Annotated in this window: 10 protein-coding genes; all 10 read right to left on the bottom strand. The window is 33.5% G+C overall.

Translation table 11 applies throughout. The features are described from left to right. Window position 1: 1 nt before the first annotated feature. The 10 genes from L1276_RS05305 to L1276_RS05260 all read right to left on the bottom strand — a co-directional run bounded on the left by L1276_RS05305 (window position 2) and on the right by L1276_RS05260 (window position 25,855). Window positions 2-3,184, bottom strand: a complete 3,183-nt coding sequence (locus L1276_RS05305) for a fibronectin type III domain-containing protein (RefSeq protein WP_253785988.1) — start codon at window positions 3,182-3,184, stop codon at window positions 2-4. A gap of 53 nt (window positions 3,185-3,237) precedes the next feature. Then, window positions 3,238-5,691, bottom strand: coding sequence for an apolipoprotein A1/A4/E family protein (locus L1276_RS05300; RefSeq protein ID WP_253785987.1), 2,454 nt, complete (start codon window positions 5,689-5,691; stop codon window positions 3,238-3,240). A 76-nt stretch (window positions 5,692-5,767) separates the two neighbouring features. Beyond that, complete coding sequence (locus L1276_RS05295; RefSeq protein WP_253785986.1) at window positions 5,768-12,346, bottom strand: T9SS type A sorting domain-containing protein; 6,579 nt, start codon at window positions 12,344-12,346, stop codon at window positions 5,768-5,770. A gap of 86 nt (window positions 12,347-12,432) precedes the next feature. Beyond that, window positions 12,433-13,827, bottom strand: coding sequence for a hypothetical protein (locus tag L1276_RS05290; protein WP_253785985.1), 1,395 nt, complete (start codon window positions 13,825-13,827; stop codon window positions 12,433-12,435). A gap of 7 nt (window positions 13,828-13,834) precedes the next feature. Continuing rightward, on the bottom strand, window positions 13,835-15,274 hold the full coding sequence (locus L1276_RS05285; RefSeq protein ID WP_253785984.1) for a hypothetical protein: 1,440 nt from the start codon (window positions 15,272-15,274) through the stop codon (window positions 13,835-13,837). A 1-nt stretch (window position 15,275) separates the two neighbouring features. Further along, window positions 15,276-16,628, bottom strand: a complete 1,353-nt coding sequence (locus tag L1276_RS05280; protein WP_253785983.1) for a hypothetical protein — start codon at window positions 16,626-16,628, stop codon at window positions 15,276-15,278. Between the two features lie 7 nt (window positions 16,629-16,635). Continuing rightward, on the bottom strand, window positions 16,636-18,045 hold the full coding sequence (locus tag L1276_RS05275; RefSeq protein ID WP_253785982.1) for a hypothetical protein: 1,410 nt from the start codon (window positions 18,043-18,045) through the stop codon (window positions 16,636-16,638). A gap of 2 nt (window positions 18,046-18,047) precedes the next feature. After that, window positions 18,048-20,126, bottom strand: a complete 2,079-nt coding sequence (locus L1276_RS05270; protein WP_253785981.1) for a fibronectin type III domain-containing protein — start codon at window positions 20,124-20,126, stop codon at window positions 18,048-18,050. 1 nt (window position 20,127) lies between these two features. Then, window positions 20,128-24,852, bottom strand: a complete 4,725-nt coding sequence (locus L1276_RS05265; protein ID WP_253785980.1) for a hypothetical protein — start codon at window positions 24,850-24,852, stop codon at window positions 20,128-20,130. Between the two features lie 289 nt (window positions 24,853-25,141). After that, window positions 25,142-25,855, bottom strand: a complete 714-nt coding sequence (locus L1276_RS05260) for a YebC/PmpR family DNA-binding transcriptional regulator (protein WP_026729302.1) — start codon at window positions 25,853-25,855, stop codon at window positions 25,142-25,144. Window positions 25,856-25,979 lie beyond the last annotated feature (124 nt).

Raw genomic sequence — 25,979 nt, 5'->3', positions numbered from 1 at the left:
TTTATTGATCTGCAGGTTCTATTATTTGTATTTTTTTAGCAATTGGAGCAGTTTCATATTTTACGCCTGCAACTCTGATATACATACCAGCAGTAAAGTCAATCCAAACACCTTCTTGTAGTATTTTAGTGTCAAACTTATTGTTATACCAACCGATACTACCAAGTTCTGCTTTTGCCATTCCGTTTGCATCTCCTCCAACAGAGAAATTTTCGTTGTCTTCAAGTAGTTTGATTTCTGCACCAACTCCAAATTCTATATTTAAAGCTATTTTTGCTGGATTAACTTTTTTAGATACATCCTTCCATGCATTTTGCTCAGCTAATTTTTTTTGTACATATTCTATTTTTAAATCTCCGCCAACTTTTGCCTTTGCAACTGCAAACACTTCTGCTTTTATTATTTTTTTTGCTTTTTCTATAGCCCAATCGGGTAAATATGGAATCTTGTCATAAGGTATTCCCCAAAGAGTAAATTTAGAGGAACCCTCAAGACCTATTTCTATCCCACCAGCAATTGTTTTTTCAGTATAGTAAAGTCTACTATTCGGATCTTCAACGTTTACTATTGTCTGATCCATAGGAATAACATCATAATAGAAACCAATACCAGATTTTATTTGTTCGTTTTTATTTATATTTTTAATAAATGGTATTTTTTCCAAACGTTTGCCTATTTTTTTTCCTTGTTCAGTTAATTTAAAAAAATCTTCTAAAAATGGACTGGAACTAGTACCTATAACAAATTTAGAAGTTTTTCTATTTTCATCTATCCATTTAATTTTAACTTCTTTTGTTGTTAAATTTGGATAGCCAGCAATATTTGTAAATTTAACATCTTTTATTTTATTTGTTAGTGGCATTGAAAAGCTGCTTGTTCCTGCTTTATGAGGATCATCTATATCATTAATTTTCCATGAAAAATTTTCTTTTGGAATTTTCTTAAAATCTTTTTGGCTCAGCGTTACTTCGATTTTAGTATCTTTCGTTTTATTAGGTTTGTTAATATAATATAATGTGTATGGTGCAATAGCAGATCTCTTAGATGCTTTTTCATCAGTTGCAGTTAGGGAATTTTGTGTAAATTTAGTTACAACTTTTTCAATTTCTACTCTTACTTTTGGATTTCCTTCTACATTTGTCGCTTCTGCCTCTAGATCGAAAATACGTAAATTAGTTGTTAAAGCTGAGCTCTCGATTTGTAAATTACTTTTACTTGTAGTACTCTCATATGAAAGCCATTTTTCTTGTTTGCCTGGTTCATACATTCTGTAGATAACCTTAGCATCGTTAGATAATGTTTTCATTTCAAATTCAGCATACATGTTATTTGAATATGGTATTTTTATCTTACCTCCATTATAGTATTTTTGACCTTTATATTCAATGTAATAGCCGTTTTCTGTAACTGCCCCATTATTAGGAGCTGAAGTAGCCTCTTCTTTAATGTCATTTTTTTCTGGAGCAGTTTCGTTTGCGATTGGAGGAGGTGAAGGTTGTGGTTCATCCACTTCAACTATAACAACAGGAGGGTATTCTGTTTGAGTTTCAGTTGGTGTAGGATTAAATACAACATCATCATCATTATCATCATCTTGAGCTATATCTTCTGGTTTTGGTTTAGGGCCAAATATAGATTCCATAATTGGATCATATTCATCAACTAAATTAGTTATATCATCAACCAATTTATCTCCATCAAGGATACCACCCCAATTCGGATCGTAACCAGCAATGATTTCCCCAGAAATCAATTTAAAATCAGTATTTAAACCAATGTTATTAAACGTAATTCTAATACGAGAGAATTGCCCAATATTTACTTTGTCACCGCCTAAAGCATCGGCAGCATCAATTAGTTTTCTGAATTTTTCAAGGAAAGGAATTGTTACATAACCATCTCCTGAAAAACTTCCGTTACTTCCGGTTGCATGCAAAACGACGATAGGAAAATCTCCTGCAGCAATAACATCATTAGGAAAAAGCTGAGGCAGTGGATTTTTATTAGCCAAATCATTCGGATCTGGTTTAATACCGCAACCCTGAAAAGCGATCTCATCTCTAACAAGAGTTGTAAATTCTTTAACAGTACTGTGCGTGTATTTGCCCACATCACAAGAGGCACCAACAGTATATTCGTAAGTAGTATTTGGTTTTAAATTGCTTATTGTAACGGTTTCTCTTGGCGTTACAAGATCATACCATTCTGAACCAGAATTTTTTTCGCGGTATTTTACCTGATAATCAAAATTATCAAGACTTCCAGACCAGGTTACTTTTGCCTGATTTTCGCTTATTCCTTCGGTATTTATTGCTAATGGGGCAGTACAAAACACTTCGTATGTAAAAGAGAAAATTTCGCTGTAACCGTTGTTTTTAAAAACTCCAATTTCTTCGGCGCCAAGAAGTGCTTTTGCTTTTATACGCCAGGCATATTTTTTTCCGGGAATAAGCTGTGGTTCATTAATACCGTATTGAAGTGTAGTATTTCTGGTTGTAGTGGTATACAAAGGCGGCGAATAAGCAAAGGCATTTTGTACAGGGGTATATTTATCCCAGATTTCGACTAATGAAAATTCGTATTCAACATTGCTTACATTTATACTTCGCGGTGTCCATCCAAAAACAATGTTTTGAATATTCTGCTGCATGATGGAAGCATTATTTAATGGCAGATTTAAGAAAGGCGGTTCATTCTGGAAAATAATAGTGGTTGATCCTGTCTTATTTGAAAGTTTTCTTCCGGTTGCAAAATCGTAAACCTCAACATAAATATTATAAACACCTTCTGGTAAAGGCTGTGCATACTGATTTGGTGTAAGACCCAGTAAATTTTGATACTCAAAATACGGAGCCAAATCTACATTTGTTAACTGCAGCGGAAATCCTCCTTCAAGGTATAAAGGTTTTGCGCCTACAACAAAATCGTTTGTATTAAACGCAATTCCGTTGCCCTGAAAATAGATTTTCAGCCTCACCTGACGATTTGAGATCGTTAAATCGTTCAGTACCAATTGTATTTTTATTGGGCTGTTTATCGTATTGGCATCTGCATAATTACTCAGGTAAATAGGCGAGGGCTGGGTGATTTGCGTTGTTATTCTTATTGGAAAAGTCTGCGCATAACTTCCTAATCCTATAAGGGAGCATAATAATAACAGGTACAAGTGTAGTTTTTTTATCATTTTGGGTAATTGAGATTTATCCATTATTTGTGCTAGTATCTTATTTTACGTCTTTATTTTTGAATGTGCTTTAATTCGACTTCATCATTTGCAGCATTTTTTACGGCCAGATCATGATAAAACGGAATCATTTTTAGCTCGATAGCTTCTGCAATTTCTGCTGCTGTTTTTTTACTTTTTATCAATTGAAAAGCTTCAGCAATTTCTTGTTTGGTAAAATCGGATGCGTATTGATTTTGCTGTATTTCCGCTATTGGCATTTTAGTTAACGCGTTGATTTCTTTCAGCATCCATCTGTGATTTACTAATTGTTTGCGGGCATTTTCAGCTCTTTCAACTAATCTTTGATAAGACTTGTAACCAGATGTATTAACATCAGGATCGCTCACATTGTGTAAAGCATGGCTGTTTACTCTTCCAATGGCAATTGAATAATCGTTTTCAAGACTTTCGTCTTTACGAGCCATATCCTTTTCCAGCTTTTGTATAGCTTCTGAAAAAGTATCATTGTATTTTTTCAGCGTTTCAGCTTCAACATTATAAGTTTCGAGATAATCTAAAGCTTTTTCTTTGAACTCTTTCTCGTCTTTTGCATTTTGAGCTTCATTTAGTAAGCTTTCTAACTTACTGTTTTCTTCGGCTGGCAATGGTTGTAAAGCAAGCTGCATTTCTTTTAACTGGCTGTTGATTTCATCGCGTGTTCCTTCAAAAGTTTTTCCGTTGAGGTTTATCTTTAGAACTGGTTCTGATTTTTGAACCGTTTCATTTTCAGATTTTGGCTCTCTTTTTGGGCGTAGTTTTATTTTATCGAAAGAGTAAGTATAAGTAAGTGTAGCTGTTAAATCGTTATTCTTTTGCGTTTTAGAATTGCTGAATAATGATATAACTCCGGCACTAAAATTATGTTTTTGTAGATAAATGTAAGATCCGTTTAATCTGAAATTAAAAATATCATTCTGCTTTTGACCATCATTATAACTTGTATTGTAGCTAGTAGAAGCAGAAGTGGTGAATTTTTTATCAAAAAATAGTTTTGTGGCACCAATAGTTGGTCCAATAATAAGGCTTTTGCCAGAATCTGTTTTTCCGTATGTATTGTTTATAGATGCGATTAAGTTTAAATCTTTCATAGGATAACCAATACTATACGATAATCCGGAATTGTAGTAGGTAGTTGCTCCGCCTTCAATAGTTTTTCCCTGCTGCTGGTTTACGGCATCCTGCATAGAAAAATTAGCATTGATGGATTTCTTTAATGTTTTATCATTTTTCAATAGATAATTAACCGCAAGAGTGGCATTTTGATTTACTTGTCTAAAGTTTAAAGTATCCAGATAATCATAATTAGATACCTGATTGATATAATCAAATTGATTACGACTGTTGGTATAAGATTGAAAATTAGAATAATTTACATTGAAATTTAATTTGTCATTTGCACGATAATCAACTGTTAAAGCAGATACCAAACGTTTCATTTGACTTTGTTTCTGTTTGTCTAAATTGTCTTTTTGAAGTCCAAGGTTTACGGCTACCGAAACTTTATCTTTATATAAAGTCTGAGTTGCATTTAATGTGATATTTTCTAAGTCATTATTAAAATAATAACCTCCTAATGTTCTGTAGTTTGGATCGATTCTTTCGTATCCTAAGCCAAGAGTTCCTTTTCCGGCAGGATAAATCAATTGGCCTTTAAATGCATTGTAACTTGCCGTTGTACTGTTTGGACTCAAGAATAGAGCAGCGATGCCTTTTGCTTTAGTTCCATCTATTGTTCTTGTATCTTCAGTTATACTGCTGTTTGCAAATTCTGTAGAAACTTGTAATTTATCAAAAAGTTTAAAATTGGTTTCTAAACTGATTGCAGCGTTTTCTTTTGGTGAAACTCCCAATTCAAAAGGTACAGGATTTGATATAGAATTTATTATATCTTTTGCTTTAAAGAAGGTTAATCCAAGATTGATTTTTTCTAATGCATAGTTGGTTTTAAATCCGTAACCAAATCTTTTGTACGCAGGAAGAATATCCGGATAAGCACTGTCGTATTCACTGCTTTTTAATAATCGTCCGTACATGGCACTTACTTTAAATTTTCCCTGAGGCGTTAAATCCACACCCAAACCAGTAAACTGATGTCCAGCCAAAGTGTAAGGTGAAAAAGTCATACTTACATCACCAATATGAGCTGTTATCCATTTATAAGATGGATGAATACTTAAACGATTCATTAAAACGGGTTTTCCGTATCCAAATTTTTGATTGGTATATGAAAATGAAAAAGGAATATTATACAATCCGGCAACATTGAAGTTTACGTTTCCATTCAAAAAATAAGCGAACGGATCTCGGGCTGCATTTCCGGAGTAGAATACGCTGTTGGCAGAAACTCCTCCGGATACATTTATCAATTTTGCTTTTCCCAGTTCCTGAACATTAAAGTTTTGTGAAAAACCTAATGCGCCAAAGAAAAGCAATATTATACTAAATTTTATTTTGTTTAAAATCATTATTTATCTTCTATGAAAAACGTTTTATTGATCTTCATTACTATTTGAAATTGATATTTATTTTATAAATCAGGTATTATTGAATAATGATTTTTCTCAATTTACTTCCTTGTTGTGATTCAAACAGAACAAAATAGATTCCTGATGGCAATCCGTTTAAACTAAAGTTGAACAGGTAATTTGTTTTCCCGTTATCTGTTTTAGAATCTATAAGCAGATTATTGTTTAAACTGTACACTTTTACGTTTGCCGGCATAATTTTATCCAGTGTTACATCAACAGTGAAATTTCCTGAAGATGGATTTGGATAAATCTTTAAATCGAAATTTTTCGCCTGTGTATCTGGATTTTCTTCTTCGTATTCGCCTTCGGTTACTAAAACCGTTTTTGTTTGATAAGCGGTACAATTTCCTTTAGTTGTATTTATTGTAATATCATATTCTCCTGCCTCACTAAAACTTATTTCAGCAAAGTCATCGTTTTTAGAAACTATAGTTGCATTTGCAGGAATTACCCATTCGACAGTATCTGCAGCAGGATTACTAATATCTACAATGATGAATTTTTCATTTTTGAATACCTGACTCGAAACGGCAAATTCGGCACTTATCGCTGTCTGCTGACTCGATATTTTGATGGTATCCGTTGCTTTACAGCCTAGTTTATTTGTCACTACTACAGTGTAATTTGCAGGTTCAGAAACAGTAATCATCGCTTTATTGCTTGTAAAACCTTTATCTGATGTCCAGAAATAAGTGGCTTTATCATCGTCAATAGTGGCATTGATTGTTAAAGTCTGATCAAAACACAAAGTCACATCTTCACCTAAATTAATTACATCTTTTGGAGGATTCACAATTGTGTATGTTCTTGAAATAATACAACCTCTGGAATCCGTAATCTCTACAGTGTAATCTCCGGCTGATGCATTGCTTAAGATGTTTGTTTTTTCGCCTGTATTCCATAAGTATTTAAATGGTGCAGTTCCTGCAATTGTAGTAACTACGATAGTGGCATCAGAACCTTCATAACAGGTTGGTATTTTGATTACTTCGGCAGCATCAAGATGAGCCGGAGCTGTTAAAGTAATTGTTTTTGTAATGTTACAGCCATGATCATCTGTAACAATAACTGAGTAATTCCCCGGTTTTACATTTTGAATACTGGCAGTTTTGGCTCCATTGTTCCAAGAATAACTGTATGGAAGTGTTCCGCCAGACGGTGCTGCATCGATTGTCCAGTCGTCAAAATCCCCACAGCGTACATAATCTGCTGTTAATACATTATTAAGAACTTCTGGTTCAGTTACAATTAGAGTTTGGCTTGTTGCTAAATTTCCATTAGAATCCTTTGCTATTACATAGTAAGAACCTTTTCCAATGCCGCTTAAAATAGTATTTGTAGATAAAACGACAGCATTACCGCTTTCAAACCATTGATAAGTATAATGTTCTCCAGGTTTTAGTAATCCTCCAATTGTAGTTGGCTGCAGGCTTCCATTTTTATCTCCATTACATAAAACGACATTTTGAACGCTTATTGAAGTTTCTAATAAAGGTGGTTCAGTCACTTCTATTAATGGAGAAGTTAGATTACATCCTTTAAGATCAGTAACAATTATATAATATTTTCCGGCAGCTAAATTTATTGCAGCAGCGGTTGTTTGATTAATTGTTGTACCATCGGCTTTAAACCAATTGTACGTATAGCTTCCATTTGCACCTTGTGCTGTTATATTGATTGATCCGTTGCTTAATCCTTTTCCTGTTGCAGGAACAGATATAACATTATTAATTACTAAAGCAGTTGGCGATGTAATTTTTACAATTGCATTTACACTTGCACATTGCTGCGTATCTTGTACTTGCAGAGTATATTCACCATCAGCTAAACCAGAAATAATAGTTGAAGCTGCGTTTGCAAAATTAGTCCAGTCCTGAACTAATGTTCCATTGTTAAAATAACGATATCTAAAAATTCCGTTTCCTCCAGCGGCATTAATTGTAATTGTTCCGTTACTGTCACCCAAACATTTTACAGGTTCCAGAGCAGTAGTAAATGTTACAAAATCTGGCTGTGTAACCGTAAGTGGGGCAGTGGTAACTTCAATTGCTTTTGTGTCTTTTACAACAGCATAATAATTTCCAATTTTTACATTTAATAATTCTGGATTGTGCTCGTTTGGTAATAAAACATTATCTCTATACCATGAAATTGTTTTAGTACCAAAACCTCCATTTACAACTGCTTTTAAAATCCCGTTATTAGATTCAAAACAGGTAATGTTTTGAGTTTGGCTGATACTTATTGTTAATGGATTATCTGTAAAATCAAAATCAGTATATTTTGTACAGCCAGTATCGTCCTGAACAGATACATAATAATGATCCTTAACAAGACCGGTAAAATCGACCATTTTTGCCGAAGTATTTGAAATCGTTTTTAGAACAGTTTCATTTCCCTGAGCATTTTTTGTGAAAAGTTTGTATTCGTAATTTGTTTTTCCTCCTTTAATTTCAAAATGCAAAGCACCATCATTTCCATTTACGGCTGTTGGGTTTTGATAAGTCATCCTATCAATTTCAAAACCAAAATCAGCAGGCTGAGTGATTATTATATCGTTTAAAAATCCAACACAATGAGCAGTATCATTTGTATTGTAATTTGCATCACGAACCTCTACTGCATATACTCCTTCAAATAATGTATTTAAAGATGTTGGAGTAAAGTTTTCGTAAAGATTAGTTACAGTATTTTTCTTTTTCCAGATATAGGTATATTCAGGTGCTCCGTTTATTATGAAAGGAGTTCCTCCAGTAACGTTAACGGCAATTATACCATCCTGACCTCCAAAACAGCTTACATCTAATTTTGAAGCCAAACTAACAATAACAGGAGTTGGCTGTAGAAACACTACATCAATGCTGTTAGAATCTACTCCGGCAATATCTGTTGCGGTAAGTGTGTAATTACCATCGGTAATATTCATGAAATTTGCAGTATTGCCCGTAATTGCTGTGACAACTCCGCTATCTTTATTTCTTAATTTATAGGTGTAACTTCTATCTGTTTGATTCTGATTATAAGAAGCTCCTCCGGTTGCAATGGCATTTAGAGAACCTAATAATCCATTACATTTTGCCTGCAGATGTGTTTCTGTTAATGCTGGTTTTGTAGGCTGTGGTACTATATAAGTATTTCCTGTAGAACAGCCATTTGCATCTGTAACTAGTAATGTATAAGTATCAGCAGGAACGTTATTTAAAGTGGGATTGTTTGTTCCAACAGTAGTTCCGGCGCTATTTTTCCATAAATAGGTATAACCTGCTGTTCCACCTAATACTGTAACAACAACTTTTCCTGTAGAAAGCCCAAAACCAGTTGTTGGCGTAATAACATCATTTGCTATATGTACAGAATTAGCCGGCTCAGTTATTCCGATGATTTGTTCAACGGTTTGACAGCCATTCGCATCTATAACCTTTACTGTATAAGTACCTCTAGTTAGACCTGAAATAATACCAGTTTGATTATTGATGTTACCTCCGTTTGAAACAATAGTGTATGGTTTTGCCACATCAGAATTTTTTGTTCCTCCGGTAATGTTTAATGTTATAGTTCCGTTACTTCCTTGAAAACAAGAAACATTTTGTGTTACATAAGTAAAAGCTAATACATCAGGCTCCGTGATAGTAAATGTATTGGTTCCAAAAAGCTCATTATTGTGTTGATCTTTTACAGTAACAATATATTCACCTGCTTCTAAATTTTTAGCTGTAGAGGTAGTCGAGTTGGTTTTAATAACTTCAACTGAAGCGTATTTTTTAGTTTTACTTGTGTTTAACCATTCAAAGGTGTATTCTTTAACACCTCCGGTAACTTCAATAGTAAATTCTCCCGAAGCATCACCCGTACATAAAATATTTGTGTTTGGAGTTTGAGTTAAGTTTATAACTTCTAATTTATCCGGCTGAATAACAGTATATGTTTGTTCGAATGCACAAAGTTTTTTATCGGTTACGATAATAGTATAAGAATCTGCTCCAATTCCAGTCAATGATGGACTTGTTTTTCCAGTCATTATTGTTTTTGAAGTTCCTTTATACCATTGATAAGTATAGGAAGGTGTACCATCTAAAGCGACTATTTCGATACTTCCATTTTCTCTTCCATAACCATTAGCATCTATTTTCGTAAAAGAAGATATAGTTAAAGGTTTTTGCGGTTGTGTTATTTCAATTGTAGTTCCAATAAAAACGCAGCTATTAGCATCTGAAATACTGTAGGTATAAAGTCCAGCCCTTAACTGAGCAGGGTTTACAACTCTTCCGGCATCATTAACATCCTTCCATGTAACGGTATATGCTCCGGTACCGCCTGTAATATTCAATGTAATGGTTCCATCATTACCATTAAAACAACGAACATCGGTTTTGGTAGCTGTAGATGCAATAGCAGGTCTTTGTGTTAATTCTGCTATTTCAAGTTCTCTCGAAACACTTGCATTATCTGTTACAATTACTTTATAAAATCCAGCATTTAGACTTACAGCCTTATTTGTAGTTTGAGAAGAAAGCAAAGTATATGCATCAGATGTATTTTGTTTGTAAGACCATTGATAAGTATATTGATTTGGACTTATTGGAGTACCTCCAGATGCAAGAACCTCAATACTTCCAGTGTTTTTTCCATAGCAAGTTACATCCGTTTTATTAACAAGAGAAACAGCCAATGCTTTTAGAGTAATTGTCTGAACGGCTGTTGTACAATTATTGTCGTCTTTAACAGATACTTCATAGACTCCTTCTCCTAGTCCTGTTATAGGACTTGCAGAATATTGAGCAGTAATATTATTTTTCTTTAAAATATAGGTGTAACTGCCTGTTCCTGAGGTTGCATTAATGGTAATTTCACCATTATTTGCACTAAATGATGTTGGTTGTTTTTGCCCAGTACTTGATATTGCGATTGCATTTTTTTGATTTATTGTAATATTCTGCGGACTTGGGAATGTACATCCGTTTTGGTCAGTAATTATATAAGAATATGTTCCTGCTGGTAATTGTGCTGGATTTACAGTTTTTCCGGTATCATTAACATCTTTCCAGACAACGGTATAGGGCGAAATTCCTCCTTCAATGTTAAGTGCTATTGTTCCATTACTTTCTCCATGGCAAATAACATCTGTAGGTGTTGATGTTGCAAAAAGTGCCTTTAGCGGTTCAGTTGTAATAGTAAAGGTTCTGTCAATCGTTGTTAAGTCATCACTAACTTCTACGCGATAAACTCCTGCAGCAATTCCTCCAATTTCACTAGTTGTTTTACCCGAAATTTCTGATCCATTATTAAACCATTTATATTTATAACCGTTTAAAACATTTGTTCCACCGCTTACCACTACAGATAATGAACCAGTATTTCCACCAAAACACTTGATGTTTTCCTGTGTATAACTTTTTATGTTTAAAGCTTCTAATATAATTGGTCCTAGTTGTTTTGGACATCCTGATGATGAGGTAACAGTTACATAATAGGTTCCATTTGATAAGCCATTTATTTGACTGACACTTCCGCGGGTAAATGAGTTGTCACCAACTTTTGACCAATTATAAGAGTAATTTACAGTGGTTTGAGGATAGTTTCCTCCACTTACATTAATAATTTTTATAGTACCATCATTATTGGCAGTTGTTGGCTGAGTAGAAGCAAATTCTGCATTCAGTTCATTTGATGGCTCGTCTATTATGGCGTTGCCAGTTATTTCACAAGCACCATCTATAATTTTATAAGTATAACTTCCTGCCAGATCTGTTAATGTTCTGCCATTATTTGAAACTATTCCTCCAGAAGTTTTATTTGTCCAATTTACTGTAGCAGAAGCAGATGCATTTGAAATGGTTAAAGTGATGCTTCCTTGGCCTCCCTTACATAAAGAAATATTTTCAACTTTTGCAGCCGTAATTTGAGCATTTTGAGTAATAGTAATTAAATTAGATTCTCCTGTATTTTCAAATTGGTCCATAACAACCAGCTTGTAAATTCCTTCGCTTAAACCGCTTACTGTTTCGCTATTTTTAATTTCTGTAAATAGATTTCCAGATGTTTGTTGATACCAATGATAGGTATAAGAGGGTGTTCCGTTGTATGGGCCTCCATTCGATGCTCCATTTTGAGTTAAGCTTGCTGTATTTCCAAAACAAGGAATATGATAATTTGCAATATTATCTACAGTAATTTGAGATGGTTTATGAATTATAAAACTACTTGGTTGTGGAGTGGGAGTACAGCCTTTAGAATCTTGTATAGTTGCATTATATGTGCCTTCATCAAGTCCGGTTATAGTAACTTTATATTTTCCTGATTCAAAATTTATTGTATGGTTGCCGGGGTTTAGAATTTCAGTAGTACCTTTCTTTAATGATAAATTATAAATAGTAGTACCACCTATAATAGTAAATTCTATTTTACCATTTGCGGGCCTTTGCGCTGTTGGAGTTGTTATTGTCGAATTCGTCTCAGGTAATTTTACAACCTCAATTGCTGTAGGATTCGTAAAAGTAACTTTTCTTGCTCCGCTTTCCAGTGGTCCTATAGTAGCTTGAGAATATCCTGCAAAACTTATAAAGAGGAATAATTTAAGTAAATGTTTTTTCATATATTTTCTATTTGGAGCTTTACTTTTATAATGCATTTGCTGCATTTATTATTTTTTATATTATTTGATAATTACTTTATAAGTGATTAAATATTTTTTTCAATACAGCCTTTACTATCAGTTACTTTGATATTATTTTGCGCTGTGGGGATAACGTTTTTTATATAATACAGCCCATCTGCGAAAACAGGAATTTTCTCTTGTCCATCTACAAAAAAACTGTAAGTACCCGAACCGCCTTCAACCCTTATTGCAATTTCTGTCGCATCATCATGACAAAGCGGATCTAAGGCTTTCTTTATTTCAAATTTTACTGGCTGAGGATTTTCGTATAAAAAAGGTTCTCCCATATCCAGTGTACCTTTTACTTCTCCGTTAACTTTAGATTGATATTCAATTACATAATATCTGTTTTCCAGATTGGTACCTGCAGGGATATTAAATGAATATTTATACCATCTTGTATCAGGATCAAAGGTTAAAGCATTTACTTCTGGCTGCACTAACATGGGAGTACTTGGATTCGGTTTAGGATATGGTACTATATGTAGTATAGATAAGACTTCACCACTCTCTAATTTTCTGTCAAAATAGACTGTAAGATTTTTTACATCGTCTTTGTAACAAGTTGGATTTTCAAATTTCCTGTCTTTTACTATTACAGTTCCAGGTTTATAAATTATTCGATAGGCTTCAGTAAAAGGTCGATTGCTGTAACCAAGTCTAAAATCAATTGGACCAAAATGATTGACATGATTATCACCTAATAAATCCTTAATTGTAAAACTTGGATTCGTTCTGTTATTCATACTTTCTGGAACATCGATCCATGTTACCTTATTATCTAAAGAATATTGCCAATGATAAGCTGCATTTGGAAATCGGTTAGTAGCAGGACCTGGTGTAACAGCAAAAAAATCTACTTGCTGGCCAGCAATATATTCTGCTGGAGTAGCAGGATTAACTTTACTTATAGTAAGACCATTTGGCTTAAAATTATTTACTATAACTGTTCCTATGCAAATCAGAGTTTCGGGACCTATTGAATAACCTCCTGCACGGTTTCCTGTTATCCCGCTTTCAATTCCGTAGCGATTTAAGTCGGTAACACCTTTATATGTATATCCTTTTTGCAGTATATTTTGTGTAGCTAATATTGAACAACTATTAAATCCGCCGCAGTAGCAAGAAGCGCTTACAGATAAGTCGTATGAAATAGCAGCTGGTATAGTATAGGTTTTGTTTGTTACCGCTGTAGACGTCATATCCTCAGCGAAAAGAGTTGTAGAACCATTTTTCATGTTCAGTTTGTAAGAATTTTGATCACAACTAGATGTTGTTTGTGGCGGCATGCTGTAATATGCACAATTTCCAGTGCTTTTATTGTATTGTACTTCAATCGTATAAGTAAGACCAGTCAAAGTCTGTCCAAACCCGTTGAATGAAATTAAAATTATAAAAAGAAAGTAAAGTTTTTTCATATAGATGTTAATTGCTTTTTTCAATGCAGTTATTGCTGTCGATTACTTTAATATAGTTATCCGCTTCGGGATTTAATCCTCTTAAATGAAAATATCCATCGGCTTCTTTTTCTGGCTCCGGATCTGTTTGTTCAACACCATCAACGAAGAATTTATAGCTGCCTGTACCACCTTCTACATCAATTATAACTTCTACAGTTTGATTTGCACATACTGGATTTTCAGCTTGACTAATGTCAAAGTAAACAGGGTCTGGTTCTTTGTATTTAATATTATCTTTTTGTGGTGAAAAAGAAAAGCCTTTACCAGCATTGTTTTCGAAAGCTTGATATCTAATTTGATAAGTTGCTCCCGGATTTAAGCCTCTAAAATTTAATAAGGAATAAGTGTAGACTCCTGTACTTTTTTCTTCAAATGAAGTAACAAGGCCATTTCTTGGATCACCTTCACTAAAAAAAGGATAGGGAATAGGCGGGGTGCTATCTGGCAGATTTGTAAGAGGATTTACAGCTTTGAGCTGAAAAAAACGCAGTTCTTCTCCTGTTTTCAATTTTCTGTCAAATGTTACAGTTATATCGCGAATATTATCTCCATAGCAAAGAGGAGGTAACTTATATTCAAGCTTATTAACAATAGGCGCACATGCTGAATAAATTAGAGGAAATTCTTTACCTCCTGCAAATACCATAGAATTGTATCCCATTCTAAAATAAATAGTTTTTCCAATGTAGTCCAAATGGTTGCTTCCTAAAATATCAGAAATTTTAAAATCTGGATTAGAAACATGAAATTGTTCTGGAACATTTCGCCATGTGCTTTTATTATCCAGAGAATATTGCCAATTATAAATTTCTACGGGAAATCCTTTAGGGTAAGCAAACACGCCAAATTGTTCATTAGCACAAATAGTTTTGGTACCACCTGCAGGATCTCTGTTTGGAGGCAGAAATAACGATACATTAGGCTTAAAGTTTTGAACATAAAAATTACCCATATAGGTTGTAATAAGTTGATGATTTTTACCTGGATTTATTAAATCGTCAAATTCAATATTTTGTTCCCCATTATCTATACTGTATAAAGTTTGTCCGTAAGCATTATTTATTGCGACATCTATGAAGTAATCAATAAAAGAGCTTTCTGCTGGAACTCCTATAAAATTTATATAAGTTAACTGAGGACCATTTATATTTCTAAAATAGTATCCTAAATTATCATCAATATGATAGTCATTGCTATTATCACTTTTTTTTATTTTAATTTGTCTAGCACCATGACCATTTAAGCCCCATCCCAATAGCTCTTGGGAAAATGTGGGAAAATTAGAGAAATACTCATTTCTTTTATCATCTGTTGGCTGGCGCTCATAAGCAATAACAATATCATAAGTCTGCCCAGACATATTGAATCCTAAAACTAAAAAAAACAGTAAAAATAATTTTTTCATATCATACGTTTTTTTCAAAGCAATCGTTAGTGTCAACTACTTTGATGTTATTTGTTGCTGCAGGATTTAAACCCGTTATATAGTAAAATCCATCGTTTTGATTTTTTACAGCGTTTACTTTTATACCATCTACATAAAATTCATAACTTTTTGTGCCGCCCGTTACTTCAATTGATACCCCTACAAGTTCACCAGCACATTTTGGATTTTCTGCTTTTATAATTTTAAATTTTACAGGCTCATATTCTTCATAGGTAAAATTTTGTGCTTTAGGAGAGATTGAAACTCCTCGTGTAACATTATTTTGAAATGCCTGATATTTTACCTGATACATTGCCTTATCAGTTAACCCTTTAAAATTGGTTAAAGTGTAGGTAAAAACATTAGGTGTCTTTTCTTCAAACTTTTTAATTAAACCATTGTTAGGATCACCTTCAATAGTAAATGGAAAAGATACAGGCGGCGTTCCATTAGGAGTATTTGTTATGGGATCTACCGCTAACAGCTGAAAATATCTTAATTCTTCCTGTGTGTATAAATTTCGACTAAATGTAACAGTAACGTTAGGAATGTTATCCCCATAACAAAGAGGTCGGGAGTATTCTATTTTACTTACTAAAGGAGCACAAGGAGAGTATAAAATACCAATTGGTGTTACATTTCCATAGGCTAATTTGAGATAAATAATTTGATTAAAATAGTTATCATGTGTAGTAGGTAAAAGTTCGTTAATTGAGAATTTTGTTGTAGCAATATCATTGGTTTTTATGCCGTTAATATAAGCAGGAACATCTATCCAGCTTACTTTATTATCCAGAGAGTATTGCCAATGATAAGCTTCAGGTGGAAAATCTGAATTACCAGGAATAAGTTCAGTCGGAAATGCCGCCAGACTTACCTGACCACCTGCACAAATAGAATTAGGATTGGCAGTGTCGAGATTTTTAATAGCTACATTAGGCTGAAAACCATCAATTGCAAATCTTTGATAGCCTTTACAATCCCATATAGTTACAGCTCTTGCTTTTATTAATTCAACAAGCGTAAAAGTTTTACTTAATGTGGGATCGCAGCTTGGAGATGAAGTACAATCATATGCCCAGACTTTAAAATCAAATCTGGTAGGGTTTGTTTTAATGGTATAGGGTTTATAAGAGATATTGGGAGGGTATTGAGAAGCATTTGTAGTTTCTCTAAAACCAACAGAAGGAGTAGCCTGTATATCTAACTGCCATCCATGCACTCCATCGGTACAACGAGTGCCTTGAGAGCTGTATGAATAACTAAAAGAGTAGGTTTGTGCCTGTCCTTTAATGGTTAATAATAAAATTAATATTGTAATAAGCTTTTTCATATTTAATCTATTTCTCAATACAATCATTACTGTCTGTAATAGTAATACTATGTACAGTTGTACTGCTTGTAGGCAATTGAATTTGTTGAGAACCTGAACGTGTCTCAACAGTTTTACCATTTACAATTGATGTTGTAACTGATGTTTTATTGGCAAACGAGATCTTCGCTTCTCCATTTACAGAATAATAATAATATTCCCCGGAACCGCCATGTGCAGTAATTTTCACGAAACCTAATCCATTATTACAAACAGGATCCAGGCCTTCTAATTCAAATGTTAGAGGAACAGGATCTTTATATGTAAAATTTTCTTCTGGAGACGAATCTACAATAGCCATGTTTTTGTTATTATTAAAAGCCTGATATTCTATTTTATAGATCGCGTTATTCTCTAGTCCTGATAAGTTTGAAATGGTGTAAGTAAATATATTAGGTGTTTTTTCCTCAAAACTAGATATAAGACCATTATTAGGATTGCCTTCTCCATAAAAGGGATAATCAACAAAAATGTTTTCAGGAAGATTTGTTGCAGGGTTTATTTTTACATCAACTCTTTTTATTTTAAAATAACGTAATTGCTCTACAGAGGTTAAGTTCCTGTTGAAAGTTAAGGTAACATTTGGTACTTGACCTCCAGTACATAATGGAGGCAGATATTCTATATTTGTAATTTCCGGAGAACAATGATGGTAATCTATACTTATTGGCGGATTATCATTAAACTCAGTTATATTACTATATTTTGCGCCAATTTTCAGCAGTATATTACCTTTATTTAGGGATGGATCTCTTTCTAAATCTTTTTCGATAAGTTTTTCAATTTTAAATTTCGTATTTAATCCGCTTAATTCTATATTAGGATTGCTCCAGGTTTGTCCTCCATTTAAACTATAATACCAATAATATTCGGCATTTGCCGGATAATCGTCTGCATATGAAGATGAATAGCCAGTAGGTGTCGCAGTAAGCATTACTTCATCTCCAAAACAAATACTTGTTGAAGAAGATTGAATCTGAATATGTGGTTTTCCTGATTTTATAGTGATATATCCTAAAAAAGGACTGTTATTGTATGGCTCTCTTGGTATAAATCCAGCTTCACCTCCTGCATAAACAACATCTTCAAGAGTATAATTATCAAATTCTGCATATTGAACACCACCTATTCCATAGTTTGGTAATATGTAAAATCGATATTCCCTTGCTACAGGAATTTCAAAAGTTTCTTCTAAGTCAGCTCCTCCCTGATAATTACTTTGTACTTCAGTGCGGTATTCACCATTGTACTTTACTTCCAGCCACCATTTAAAAGGAGTGCTGGAAGTAGATTCAGATTTGATTGTAAGTGTATAATACTTTTGGGCAAAAGCATTAGAACCACAAGCAAGTAATAATATAAAAAGGAGTTTTTTCATATTTAAAACTTCACACTGTAAAAATCCATTTTAGACATTCTTCCATCTTTAAATACAGCTCTAATGCCATATTTGTAATTTGTATTAATTGTAATAGTTGGATCAGATAAACGTTTTGTTTTTCCTGTTACAATCTGAATTAACTGTAAGGCATCTTTATCTGAAGCTTTGTAGATTTCAAAGCTGTCAACATCATTATTTGAATATTCCCAAGACAAATCTATTGTGTTTGTAGTTTTATTTACCTGAGCAAAAAAACCTTTAATTGGAGGCATTAAAGAATATTTTGGTACAAATAAATTCACTGCCGGAGAAGGGTTTGATACCAGGTTACTTTCGTCTTTTGCATAAATAGCATACGAATAAGTACTTCCCTCTGAGGCATTTTTATCTTGAAATTTTTCTTCTTTGTTTTTAGTTTCTAAAATTAAAGTCCAATTGGGGTTGTCGTTTTCTTTTCGATACAATTGATGTACTGCTACATCATCACTGGAACTATTAGCCCATTCAAGAAAAACCGAGCCGTCTTTTATTTCATAATTTGTAAAGGCAGGAGAAGCAGGAGCAATTAAATCTGGTTTTTTTAATATCAATGGATCTGAAAAAACCGACATATTATAACGATAATCGACCGCAATAATCTTGTAATAAACTTTACTGTTTAATGTCTTAATAACAACTTTATCTTCAAAAGTATTAGGTTCGTTTGGGCTTATAGTTAACTGACTGTATTCCTCATCAGGATTATTGGCCTTATAAATTCTATAGCCTAACATATCTTTTTCCTTATTAGGTGTCCAGGTTAATTTAACAACACCTAAACTGTCTATTGTACCTTTTAAACCAATTGGTTTAGATGGTGGAATTGAATCTACAGGCTGTACCAGCATTGGGAATGAAGTTCTATTGCCTCCGTTTTTTCCTATAGCAGTAAGTGTGAAATAATTGGATGATGATAATTTATTGTAAACGACATTTCGTGATTTAGGCGGAATATTTTTAACAACAGTAGTATATTTTCCATCATCTTCATCAGAACGATTAAGTTCAAATCCCGAAATTTCGTCATTTCCTTCTTCTGGAAATTCCCATATTAAATTAACTGTAGTATCATCTTTAAATTCTTTTACAGTAAGATGCGGAACATACTGTAATATCGATTTTCCTTTTCCTGTTATAACATCAGAATAAGGCCCAAGTTCTCCAAAAGAAGAGATACCTTGAATTCTGTAGCTGTACGATGTATTATTAGCTATCGAATCAATATAAAAAATTCTATTATTGTTTGTGTTTTCCTGACTTAAACTGGTGTATGGTTTGTCAGTAATTCTTTTGAAATTTTTCTTATCTAATGATCGTTCAACATAATAACTTCCATAAGCATGAGAAAGAATTTTAAAATTCCAGCTTAACATAGTACTTTTGTCTGTAAAATGAGCTGTAAAATCCATTGGTTTAGGCATTGGTTCATAATCTTTTAAACCCACAAACACACCACTGTATAAAATTTTCATTTCAGTTTCAGGTACATTTGAGCTTACTCTGTAAATGTATTTTTCATTTGGTTTAACAGTGTTATCTTCAAGACCTAATCCTGCTTTTTTAGCAATTTGAAAATCTTTGTCAGCAGTGTATAAAGCAAATGTAAATCGCTGTTGTGTTTCTTCAGAAAGATTTATAATAGACTCTAAATTATCAGCTCCCGTAACAGCAAAATCTTCTCCATACAATGCCTGAGCGACAATAGCAGCTTCATCATTTGTCTCTATAATTTTCTCCCATGCTTCCACAGGTTCTGGTTTTAGTGTTTTTGCCAAAACTATTTTTTCAGGATTTGCCAGAGTTTTTTTGTCTCTTGTTACGGTAATCCTTTCAATTAAATATCCATATCTATTCAACTTTTTCCAGGCAATAGGATCGTTAACCGCCCAGCGCAATAAAATTTTATCTTTTTGAACTCTAGCTATAAGTTGTATGCCAATTTCCTGATTGTTTTTTATAGTATCTTTTGCTTCAGTAGTTTGAGCATTGGAACTGCCAATTGCAAAAAGAAAAAGAATAATTAAAAATTTAAATTTCATGCTAATTTGATTTATTGAATGTAAAAATTGAGCTCGTACCAGCCTGTCCGCCTGGCAGTGTATAAATCAATTTTATATTGTAAAGGCCTTTTTTAATGTATGGAAACTCTCCATTTATGATATAATCATACTTCGATATCATTGCCTGATTTGAAGTGTTATAATACTTATTAACGATCTTATATCTTAAATCACGGAAATCATTTTTATAATGAAATGGTAAATTATAGCGATATGGCAGATACTCTTTAAGCATAAAACTATTTGGATTATTTAAAATATAATCCTGATACCATGCCAGTGTTTCGACAGCTTTAGTTGGAGGAATACCAAGTAATACCGTATTTCTATCAAATTTCAAATCATTTTCTAATGGATATCCTTTATAGATTAATGGATATATTTCATCTTTATAATAATTATCATCTAATATAGCTTCGGTATTTACCAATGGTATATTTAATGTTTTTGCATTTCCTATCAATTCTATTTCATCAAATGGTTCTGTTGAATTATTTTGTGATTGAAGAGCATGAACATCCATATAAATAATTTCTACCAATGTTTGTTTTGGTTTTTTAGCAGCCATTTTTTCCTGAAAACTATTGTATTGGCTGGTATTGAAATTGTATTGTAATAATTCAACCCCATCTCCGCCTACAACTGTTTCATTTAGTTTATTGCTTTTTACATCAACATCTGCGTCTGATCCTAAATCTTGCTTAGTATAATTCTCAGATAAATTTCCATTAGCATCAGTTTTTGTTTCTAATGTCATTAAAGTTAGGTTGTAAGGTTTAACTGTTTGTAAAACAGGTATATCAATACTTACTTTTTTAAGAGAACTATTATAGGTAATTGCGGCTGTATCGGTTTTATTTCCTGTTTTATAGAATGCTTTTTGAGACTGGCCAGGTTTTAATTCAAATAAATAAGTTTGCCCTTGTTTTAGAACCACATAAGCCTGTTTACTTTCGTTTTGATACACATATTTCTGATCAAAAACAGGATAACAATACGCAATATTATTTACAGGAATATTATTTGGTGCTGCTCCGGTTGAGAAATTTCTAGTTTCTGTTTCCATAGCAATCTGTCCCTGATCATATATTGTGTTCCATTTTCCGTTTACATATTCCTGAAAACTCACTTTAACTGTTAATACTAAATCTGAATGTTGTGGTAAAACTTCAACAGAGTTAAAACTTGCTAAATCACCGGTTTGATTCCAGCTTACGCTTCCTATTACTGGAACTCCGTCCTTTTTAATAGTATATTCTTCAAGTTTTAAACGATATGTTTTTACACCCTCATCTCCTTCAATTTTAAAGTTTTTATCGACAGGCATATTAAAACCAACCTGCGGGACAGTAAACACATCAACATCTTTTGTACCTTCAGAAGGTTTGATATCGGCAATTGATTTTAAGCCTTCCAGCGGATTGTTGGTCGTAAATTCACATTGTTTTCCAAATTCGAGTTTAAATCTAAAACTTCCTCGAACCATACCTCCAAGCAAATCAAAAGAGCCTGCCATATAACCTCTAATCCAGACAGGGTTTGGTAATTTGGCTTGTAATAAAACTGCGCCTCCGCCTTTTATAATTGATATTTTCTTTCTTACAAAGAATAATTTTATATTAATTCCAAGTTCTCCCTGCATATAAGCATAGGACTGACCATTAGCATACCATCCATTAATACCAATTTGTCCTGATCCTTTACATGCCGCTTCGCCATAATCTTTTACCATGATGTCAAAACCAAATCCACATTGGAAATTAGCATAAAACATAAGGAAACTTAGATTTCCTGTTTTCAAACTAAAGTCAGATCCAAATGCGAAGCCTTTACCAGACGCCACACTATTTTCATCACGCATATAATCAAGTGTTGCAACATCTACACCTAAGAGTTTTGCAACAATATCCGGCGGAGGAGGACTTGCAGGAATATCATCCCCAAGCATAAAGTAACCACCTGCTTCAACTTCAAGAGAACCAATGGCTAGTTTTATTCCTAATCGATCTGTAGGTGTACCCATTCGGATATACCACTTGTCTGGAGCAAAGTGCAAAACAGCCCATCCAGCTCTGTTTCCAGAAGCCCTGCCTTTAATAAAACCTCCCGGAGTATCAATATATAAATCGAAAGATCCGTGTAAAGTTTTTAACCTGAAATCATACTCAATAGCAGCAAAAGCATTAATTCCCATTGAACTTTGTACCTCATTAGGGTAGAAATCCTGAGCTGCTTTTGATAAATTAGTTGTTTTTAGTGCTTCTACGGCTACTTTTGAAAGTAATGCTTCACTTTCGGTAACTGCTTTTAAAGCACTCGTTAGTTCTTCAGGAATTGGTATTTTAAAAGGCTGCATCACGTGACCTTCTCCATAAATACTAATTCTGTTTATACCACCATGTGTATTAAATGCAATTTCAAAACCACAGCCGCCCCAAAAAGCATCAGCAGTCGCAGTACCAGCAAACTTAATCATGGCTTTTACTCCAAGACCAGAATCAGCATCGGGTACATAATTAGATCCTGAAGCAACAAATCTATTACTGAAACCGTCTTTTTTCATTTTGTAATATGCTCCACCGCCAAAACCCTTAAAGGTTATTGCGCCGGCAGGAATATTCAAATTGTCAACCATAGCATCAACATACCAATATCTAAATGTTGTTGATCCAAAAATTGCATTAGCTTCTACCTTTATACCTCCTGTAAAGTCGGCACCAAGCATTCCTTTAAAACCATTTCCGTAAATAGGGTCATTGTCTAAAATGGTGATGCTTCCTTTAAATTTTACCCCTCCCAAATCGGCAGCAAGAGAGATTGTTTCAAATTTTAGATGATCATACTTCCACTTTTGAATACCTTCTTCTTTACCAAACTTACCAACGACATAAAACTTAGTCTGGCCATTAAACTGATTTTCCATCAGGTTTACAGCAATGTCAACTTTTAAACTGGCACTTTCGTCAGTTGTAATTAAGGCTATTTCATTAATTGTTACAGGGAAATTGCTTACAGTTGAAGCATCATTTTGTACATTTTTATATCCAAAATAATCAGCACTTATATAAGGAGAAACCGTCTGCAACATTAAGTTTTGAAAAATAAGCCCTTTAAAAGATACTGTTTCTTTCTTTTCACCAGTTGCAGATGTTGCGGTAGAAGTTGTTTTCTCTAAAGCCATTGCTTCTTCTGCCGTAATAGGCTTACTGCTGGCATTTAGAGATAAAGTACCGTAAAGAACAGCTTTTGGTAAAAATTTACCTTCTTTTACCTTTATTTCTACATAAGAATTTTTTTCAATAACAGCCGTTCCTTTAAATGCTTGAAAACATATTCCGTTTGATACAGAAGCATTTAAAAGATATTCATCGTTAAGCGGATCAATTAATGCTTTATAAGCAAGTTCAGATCTTGCAGTACCGGCACATTTCGAGCCTTTACTCGAAACAGGTAAAAGTATATCTCCTCCAAAACCAGCAGCAACTAATGAATTTGCTCTGAATGTCATGCTAATATCATTGACAGAAATCTGCCATCCTGAAGCATTTCCCTGATCAAGACTTAAAATATTGCTGGCAGTAAAAGTACCAGAAACTCCCATTTTGTCTATCAATAAATCAGAAGCCTCAAATGTCAGCCTATCTTCAGAACCTTTTTTCTTAAATTCTTCCGGAAGTACAACCTTTAGTGATTTAACATAAAGACCTCTCCACAAATTTTCATTTCCTGGAACTAGATAATCTTTTTCATAATCTTTAGGCCATTTTATAGATGATGAATTTCTAATATCACTAAAATCTATAACAGCAGTATTTAACTCAAAACCAATATTCTTTTCAGTTTTAGCCAGCTTAAATTTAGGTATTGATAACTCTACCAAGATATCATTCCAATTAGAAACTATTGTTTTAAAACTGCTTCGAACTCTTGCAGGTTCTGCAATAGGAGTGTAATTATTATCTAGTGGGATTAATAAAGTTCTAGAAAATTCATAATCTGCGGTAATACCCAGCTCTTTAAAACCATTACAATCTATAGTTACATAGGTTTTATTTTCAACTTTACCGGTGGCCATATCCATGCCCCCCTTTAAAATTAAAAGAGAACTTTCGCCCATTATTTTTAAAGGAACATCTCCAAGTAAAACTAAATTAGTATCACCAACCAAACCTCCTTTATGAGATAACTTAATATTGTTGGCTCCAAAAAATAATTGTTTAGCATTTCCCTGAGCATCTATTTGCGGCAGTACAATTTTTACAAAAGCAGTTAATTCTGTATAAGTAGGAGTAAATTTGGCGTTGCTGATTCCCAATATGTATTGAACACCTCCAATAGTTTTTGAGATTCCCAGTGGAAGCATGGAAAGCTTTTTCGGCTCCAGAACATCAGTAATATTTCCATTTTGTTTAATGGTTTCGAATGTAGACATTGCTAATTCTAAATTCTTATTGATGTCTTGAGATACAGGATAATTTTTTTCTATAAATGCATCTGTAAACTCACTTTCAGCAGTTTGTTTATAAATAAACGTATTAGCCGGAGGAATAAAAGCTGTATTAGGAGAAATACTGTTTTTTACCGGTAATGGCTTTTTAGGATTATGTATAGTATCTGCTGCAGAAGCAAACAGACTATTAAAACTTAAAAGAAATAAAACTAAACTTAATATAGAAGAAGGAAACTTAGGAGTAATTTTTTTCAATGGGCAGGAAGGTTTGGGTTCGTAGTATTTGAGAGTGGCAAATATATAGTTTCTAACAGATAAAGTGTTGTTTGTCAAAATTCAACCTTTTATCTGTCAAATAAAATAAAGCAAAAATTAATCTGAGAGAGTAGGACTTGGGGATCATAACTATTCAAGTATTAAAAAAATGTTAATTTTCGCCAAATCTAAACAATCTAAAAATACTTTCATTACGGGTTTCCACATTTTGATAAAAAAAAACTCCAGAAAATTTCTGGAGTTTTTTTAAGGTAGTAATGAAAAAAGATTATTCTTCTTTCATAGTATGATAAACGTTCATAACGTCGTCATCTTCTTCGATTTTTTCGATTAATTTTTCAACATCAGCGATTTGAGCTTCAGTCAATTCTTTTGTGATTTGCGGAATACGCTCAAAGCCAGAAGATAAAATTTCAAGACCTCTGTTCTCTAATTCTTTTTGTAAAGCACCAAAACTTCCAAAAGGAGCGTAGATTAAGATTCCGTCTTCGTCTTCGAAAACTTCCTCGGCACCAAAATCAATTAATTCAAGTTCTAGTTCTTCAGCATCAAGTCCGTTATTTGCAATTCTGAAATTACAAGTATGGTCAAACATAAACTCAACAGAACCCTGAGTTCCCATTGTTCCGTTGCATTTGTTAAAATAACTTCTGATGTTTGCTACCGTTCTGTTATTGTTATCAGATGCAGTTTCAATCAAAATAGCAATTCCATGAGGAGCATATCCTTCAAATAGAATCTCTTTATAGTTTGCAGTATCTTTATTGCTGGCATTTTTTATCGCACGCTCAACATTGTCTTTTGGCATGTTGGCCGCTTTCGCGTTTTGTATAACAGCTCTTAATCTAGAATTGGCGTCAGGGTTAGGACCGCCTTCTTTAACAGCCATAACGATGTCTTTACCAATTCTGGTAAATGTTTTGGCCATTGCAGACCAACGTTTCATTTTTCTTCCTTTTCTAAATTCGAACGCTCTTCCCATTTCTAATTTTTAGTTTTGTGATGCAAAAATAAAGGTTATTCCTTATTTATCCAAAATCAAAATTTAAGTTTTTTCTATTTGTTTCAAGTTTAAGGTTTCACGTTTCAAGTTTGCCGGCTCAGTA

Source organism: Flavobacterium sp. HSC-32F16, from assembly GCF_024171645.1.
In the GTDB taxonomy this organism is placed as follows: Bacteria; Bacteroidota; Bacteroidia; order Flavobacteriales; family Flavobacteriaceae; genus Flavobacterium.
The sequence above is the reverse complement of the archived record's forward strand: the minus strand, read 5'-3'. Positions and strand labels throughout refer to the sequence as shown.

Bases quoted from the DNA above. Each gene is read 5' to 3' on its own strand.
- L1276_RS05305 (WP_253785988.1), bottom strand. From the start codon at position 3,184: ATGATAAAAAAACTACACTTGTACCTGTTATTATTATGCTCCCTTATA.
- L1276_RS05300 (WP_253785987.1), bottom strand. From the start codon at position 5,691: ATGATTTTAAACAAAATAAAATTTAGTATAATATTGCTTTTCTTTGGC.
- L1276_RS05295 (WP_253785986.1), bottom strand. From the start codon at position 12,346: ATGAAAAAACATTTACTTAAATTATTCCTCTTTATAAGTTTTGCAGGA.
- L1276_RS05290 (WP_253785985.1), bottom strand. From the start codon at position 13,827: ATGAAAAAACTTTACTTTCTTTTTATAATTTTAATTTCATTCAACGGG.
- L1276_RS05285 (WP_253785984.1), bottom strand. From the start codon at position 15,274: ATGAAAAAATTATTTTTACTGTTTTTTTTAGTTTTAGGATTCAATATG.
- L1276_RS05280 (WP_253785983.1), bottom strand. From the start codon at position 16,628: ATGAAAAAGCTTATTACAATATTAATTTTATTATTAACCATTAAAGGA.
- L1276_RS05275 (WP_253785982.1), bottom strand. From the start codon at position 18,045: ATGAAAAAACTCCTTTTTATATTATTACTTGCTTGTGGTTCTAATGCT.
- L1276_RS05270 (WP_253785981.1), bottom strand. From the start codon at position 20,126: ATGAAATTTAAATTTTTAATTATTCTTTTTCTTTTTGCAATTGGCAGT.
- L1276_RS05260 (WP_026729302.1), bottom strand. From the start codon at position 25,855: ATGGGAAGAGCGTTCGAATTTAGAAAAGGAAGAAAAATGAAACGTTGG.